The sequence below is a fragment of the Pedobacter sp. 05L430 genome, from assembly GCF_056397585.1.
Window position 1 is genome coordinate 1 of the sequence record NZ_JBFTNT010000351.1, and the last position, 4,421, is coordinate 4,421.

The following is a 4,421-nucleotide window of genomic DNA, read 5'->3' on the forward strand; positions in this document are numbered from 1 at the left end:
CCATTAAATATGGCCTGCATAGACATCTGTTCAATCCGTGATTCAGGAGATGCATGAAGCTGATAAATACCAGAAATTATTTTTTCTTTGGTAGACTGGAATTCCGTTTTATCAAAAATCGGATTCGCTACAGCATCTGAGAACAACCTCCAACCTTGTTCAAAATACTTTGAAATACAGTCCATACTAATCGTTCCATAATCAGTTTCAGAAGAACCTCCTATATTTATTCCATATTCATCTGCCAATTCCTTGTAATCATCAACACTATAATTTTTTGTACCACAAGATGCAGCAGCAGCCAAAGCAAGGTTCTCTATTCCCGCCTGCTCAGGTTTGTAATTCATCACCCCTCCTCTAAAATACATGCTCATGCTTATGGTTTCTTTTTGAGTGGGCCTTAAAATTACTTTTAAGCCATTCACATCAAACGACACAGCCTTGGTCTGGGATTTAGCCGAAAAAAGGAATAAAATAAAAATGAAGGCTAATATATATGGTTTCATCAGTTTAAATATTTTATTTGAAGAATTCTTGAGGTTTTACAGCGTCAACACTGCTTTTATTGATAATCATTCCGGCACAAAAGGGTTTACCTTTAATGTATTTCCTAACGTAATTAAGTAAATCTGCCCTAGTTATCTTATTCAGGTTTTCTTCATAATGAGTATAATAATCAACCGAAGCCGATGCCCACCAGAAAGAAAGCAAATGAGCATAAAAAGCATATATGGAACAGGCATCTTGGTTGATTCTATGATATAATAATCATTTTTAGCAAGTGGTTTGAATTCCGGAATGGGCCACTTTTTAAAAGGATCAAAAGGCGATGCTTTCCAGCTTCCAAATATGTCTTCAGCACTGTTAAAAGCCTCGTCTACCTTTACATCGCCTGCAATTACCAATACAGAATTGTTTGGCCAGTAATACTTATTCTTTATAGAATCCATTTTTGATGGCGTGGCCGATAAAATCACATCATGATTTCCAATCACGTTCTTTCTCGAATAATTCTCTCCCCACATATGTTTCTTGTCGGCATCAATCAATGGATAAAGCGGACTCGACTCTTGCCTGGTAAACTCAGCATTTACAATTTCATTTTCCATTGCCATATCTTCCTTAATAAATATAGGATAGCGAATGGCAGAATTCATGAATTTTAAACCAGGTTTTAAATTTGCCGAAGGAAGGGTAAAATAATAATTTACAACCTCTTCTCTTGTGTTGGCATTTGAAGTAATTTCCAATTCATTACTTCTCTTATTGAAGCTCTCAAAATTTGGATAATCTTTATTCGCTTTAAAGAAGAGGTGTTCATAAAGGTGGCTTAATCCATTGTAATCATCAGACTCTGTAAATGACCCATTTCTGCATGCCATTTCAATCGTAGCAAGGGGAACAGTATTGTCTACAACTACTAATATTTCAAGCCCGTTCGGCAGCTTTCTGAAATACATATTTTCCGCTAGCTTCTGTTGCGAAAAAACAGAAATACAGCTCATTACGAGCACTACCGCAAGCAAAAGTTTAGAGCGCATATAGTTAAAATTGATATACCTAATTGTTTATACAAATACGTGTAAATCTTTTAATTTAACAAATAATTTTATGCCTTTTTCTCAATCTGATTTTTTCTTATATTGTAATTAATCAATTAACCAAATTAATCCCTAAGTATGAACAATTTTAAACTTCAATTTCCCCTAATTGTTGCGGGAATCCTTGCGTTCACTTCGTGCAAAAAGCAGGAACAAGAAAGATTACAATCTAAAGCCACACAGGAAACATCGGTAGCCCCTTCACTCTTATTAACTTACACCATGAGCAATTGGATGGGTTCCCTGCCAGATGCAACCAATGTAGCCCAGCTCTCTATCCCCGGAACACATGATTCCGGAGCAAGAACTGAACCAGTTGGCGGCACGGCTAAATGTCAGAATCTAAGCATTGCAGATCAGTTAACGGCCGGAGTCAGGTATCTAGATATCAGATGCAGACACATTGGCGATGCATTTGCTATCCATCACGGTTCAATCTATCAAAACTTAAACTTTAATGATGTGCTGAATGCGTGTATCGGTTTCCTGAATAGTAATCCAACTGAAACCATTATTATGAGTGTAAAAGAAGAATATGATCCTAGTAATAATACCAGAAGTTTTGAACAGACCTTTGATTCTTATGTAAACCAAAATCCTTCGAAATGGGATTTGGGCGATGGTGTTCCTACTTTAGGAGCTGTTCGTGGTAAAATAAAGCTACTAAGAAGATTTGGAGCTGGTACCACGAAGGGTATCGATGCTACCAACTGGGCAGACAACACCACTTTTAGTATTAACAATTCAGCAGCGAACCTTAAAATACAAGATTATTATAATGTAAGCGATGTAAATACCAAATGGTCGAACATTGAAACGCTTTTAAATGAGGCACATAATGATACTTCGAATAGGTTGTATCTGAATTATAGCAGCGGTTATAAAGCACTTATATTTGGTATCCCGAGCATAACTACCGTATCTAACTCGGTAAATCCTAAAATCAATACCTTCTTTACAAATAATACGCATGGAAAGTATGGCATTATTCCAATGGATTTTGTTGATGCAACCCGAAGTCAGTTAATAGTTAATACTAATTTTTAATGGAAGAGTCGTCATCCTGAATTTATTTCAGAATGACGACCCTACCTTTTTAAAATATCTTAAATCCTACTGAAAGGTTAAATATCCCGGTTTTTTCATCAAGACCTTTATTAATCTTTGTCAACCCTCTGCTATATCTGGCATCAATAGTCAAGCTACCTATATCAACACCGGCATTTACTACACCGCCGGCAGTAAACTTCTTATAATCAAACTCGGTTGGCCCTGCAGCTTTGTTTAAAGAATAGCTTAAATCCGGTCCAGCAGAAATTCTAAAATTCAATGCTTCCGTATTGATAAGCTTATAACCAACCATCAAAGGAATATTAACCTGTTTAAATTTAGGACTGTAAACTTTAGAATTGTAAGTATACTCACTTTTAAATGCAGTGTAATTTACCTCAGGTTGAAAATACAAAGCATCTCCAACCCTAGCAAAAACACCAATATTATAACCGGCTTTACCTTCCTTTTCTTTTACTTCTTTGAAACTCGTTGGAAGCGTTGCATAATTGATACCTGCTTTCAACCCAAAATTAACTCCTGATTGCTGCGCTTTTACCGAACCAATGCTTACCATGATTATTGCAATCATTAAATAGAACTTGTTTGTTTTCATACTTTCTGTGTTAGAATAATTTTTTAATTATTTGTGATTTGAAAGTATGACAACAGAAGTAACATTTACCCCCACGCGCCTCAAAAAATATTTTTAAAGAAAATCTTCCCGATGAGGTGTAAACGCATCAATTAGCATTCCTGCCTCCAAACAAACACAACCATGAATTACATGTGGTGGCACGTAATAACCATCTCCTTTTCTTATGATACGCACTTCTTCACCAATGGTCATCTCAAAAGCACCGCTATCTACATAAGTTACCTGAGTATGATGATGCTCATGCAAATCGCCTACAGCACCCACTTCAAATTTCGCTTTTACAAGCATAATCCGGTCATCATATCCAAAAACCTGTCTTTTAATTCCATTACCCAAATCCTCCCATGAGGTTTCGTTTTCTATCTGAAATAGGTTGCTTTGTATCATAATTTATCTTCAAGTTTTTGTCTTAATGTGTGTTCCCATTCTTTTTTTAACATGCTTAAAACAATCGTGTCTCTTCTGCTTCCGTCTAAACGGATAACACTACTTCTTAAAATACCTTCCACAGTACACCCAACACTCTTCATAGCAGCCACGCTTCTTACGTTAGTCGTATCTGCAGCAAATTCTACCCGTTCAAAGCCATTATTAAAAGCAAAATCAAACAGCAAATACTTACAGTGTTTGTTTAACCCTGTCCCATGAAATTGTTGCCCGTACCAGGTATAGCCCAGATTCAGATTATGCTGATTAAGCTTTATATCATAAAATCTCGATGATCCGGCGTAAGCATTTGTTCTTTTGTCAATAATAACAAATGGGTATTCCTTTTTAGCTTTTCTTCCTTCAATAGCCAATAGCAGATATTTTTTTAGATCTTCTTCAGTATCCCCTTTTTGTGTAGCAAAGCTCCATATATCAGGCTGATGAGCAAATTGGAGTAAACATTCTATATCACCTTCCTTTAAAGGTCTAAGAAGCGCGATTTCATCTTCTAAAACATGGTTTGCAGTAAAATCAAAGTCGATCATTTTATGCTTTTTATACGGGCTAAATATTGGCAAATGTATGAATTTGAGGATTGATTTTGATTGAATTATTAAGTCACACAAGGGTAATAGAATCATTTTCAATACGTTAAACCAAATATATTTTTAGTATGTTTGAAA

6 protein-coding genes are annotated in these 4,421 nt (G+C 35.8%); 1 reads left to right on the forward strand and 5 read right to left on the reverse strand.

The window, feature by feature from the left end; translation table 11 throughout:
• Positions 1-506, reverse strand: a 506-nt coding sequence (locus tag AC1DG9_RS24425; protein WP_477635409.1) for an insulinase family protein, incomplete at its 3' end; no start/stop codon positions are given.
• Between the two features lie 141 nt (positions 507-647).
• On the reverse strand, positions 648-1,541 hold the full coding sequence (locus tag AC1DG9_RS24430; RefSeq protein WP_477635410.1) for a M16 family metallopeptidase: 894 nt from the start codon (positions 1,539-1,541) through the stop codon (positions 648-650).
• Positions 1,542-1,679: 138 nt separating this feature from the next.
• On the opposite strand from AC1DG9_RS24430, the gene AC1DG9_RS24435 reads away from it, so the two are divergent.
• Positions 1,680-2,648 carry a phosphatidylinositol-specific phospholipase C gene (locus AC1DG9_RS24435; RefSeq protein ID WP_172663040.1) on the forward strand — a complete coding sequence of 323 codons (969 nt, stop codon included), beginning with the start codon at positions 1,680-1,682 and terminating at the stop codon, positions 2,646-2,648.
• Between the two features lie 49 nt (positions 2,649-2,697).
• Here the strand turns inward: AC1DG9_RS24435 and AC1DG9_RS24440 are convergent, their stop codons facing one another.
• The 3 genes from AC1DG9_RS24440 to AC1DG9_RS24450 form a co-directional block, all read right to left on the reverse strand.
• Positions 2,698-3,267: a porin family protein gene (locus AC1DG9_RS24440; RefSeq protein ID WP_172663041.1), complete on the reverse strand. Its 570-nt coding sequence runs from the start codon at positions 3,265-3,267 to the stop codon at positions 2,698-2,700.
• Between the two features lie 93 nt (positions 3,268-3,360).
• Positions 3,361-3,696, reverse strand: a complete 336-nt coding sequence (locus tag AC1DG9_RS24445) for a cupin domain-containing protein (RefSeq protein WP_288879390.1) — start codon at positions 3,694-3,696, stop codon at positions 3,361-3,363.
• Positions 3,693-4,283, reverse strand: a complete 591-nt coding sequence (locus tag AC1DG9_RS24450; RefSeq protein ID WP_337716296.1) for a GNAT family N-acetyltransferase — start codon at positions 4,281-4,283, stop codon at positions 3,693-3,695. Before AC1DG9_RS24450 ends, AC1DG9_RS24445 begins: the two co-directional genes overlap by 4 nt.
• Positions 4,284-4,421 lie beyond the last annotated feature (138 nt).

Excerpts from the sequence above, each read along its gene's own strand:
- AC1DG9_RS24435 (WP_172663040.1), top strand. The coding sequence starts at position 1,680 with ATGAACAATTTTAAACTTCAATTTCCCCTAATTGTTGCGGGAATCCTT.
- AC1DG9_RS24445 (WP_288879390.1), bottom strand. The coding sequence starts at position 3,696 with ATGATACAAAGCAACCTATTTCAGATAGAAAACGAAACCTCATGGGAG.
- AC1DG9_RS24440 (WP_172663041.1), bottom strand. The coding sequence starts at position 3,267 with ATGAAAACAAACAAGTTCTATTTAATGATTGCAATAATCATGGTAAGC.
- AC1DG9_RS24430 (WP_477635410.1), bottom strand. The coding sequence starts at position 1,541 with ATGCGCTCTAAACTTTTGCTTGCGGTAGTGCTCGTAATGAGCTGTATT.
- AC1DG9_RS24450 (WP_337716296.1), bottom strand. The coding sequence starts at position 4,283 with ATGATCGACTTTGATTTTACTGCAAACCATGTTTTAGAAGATGAAATC.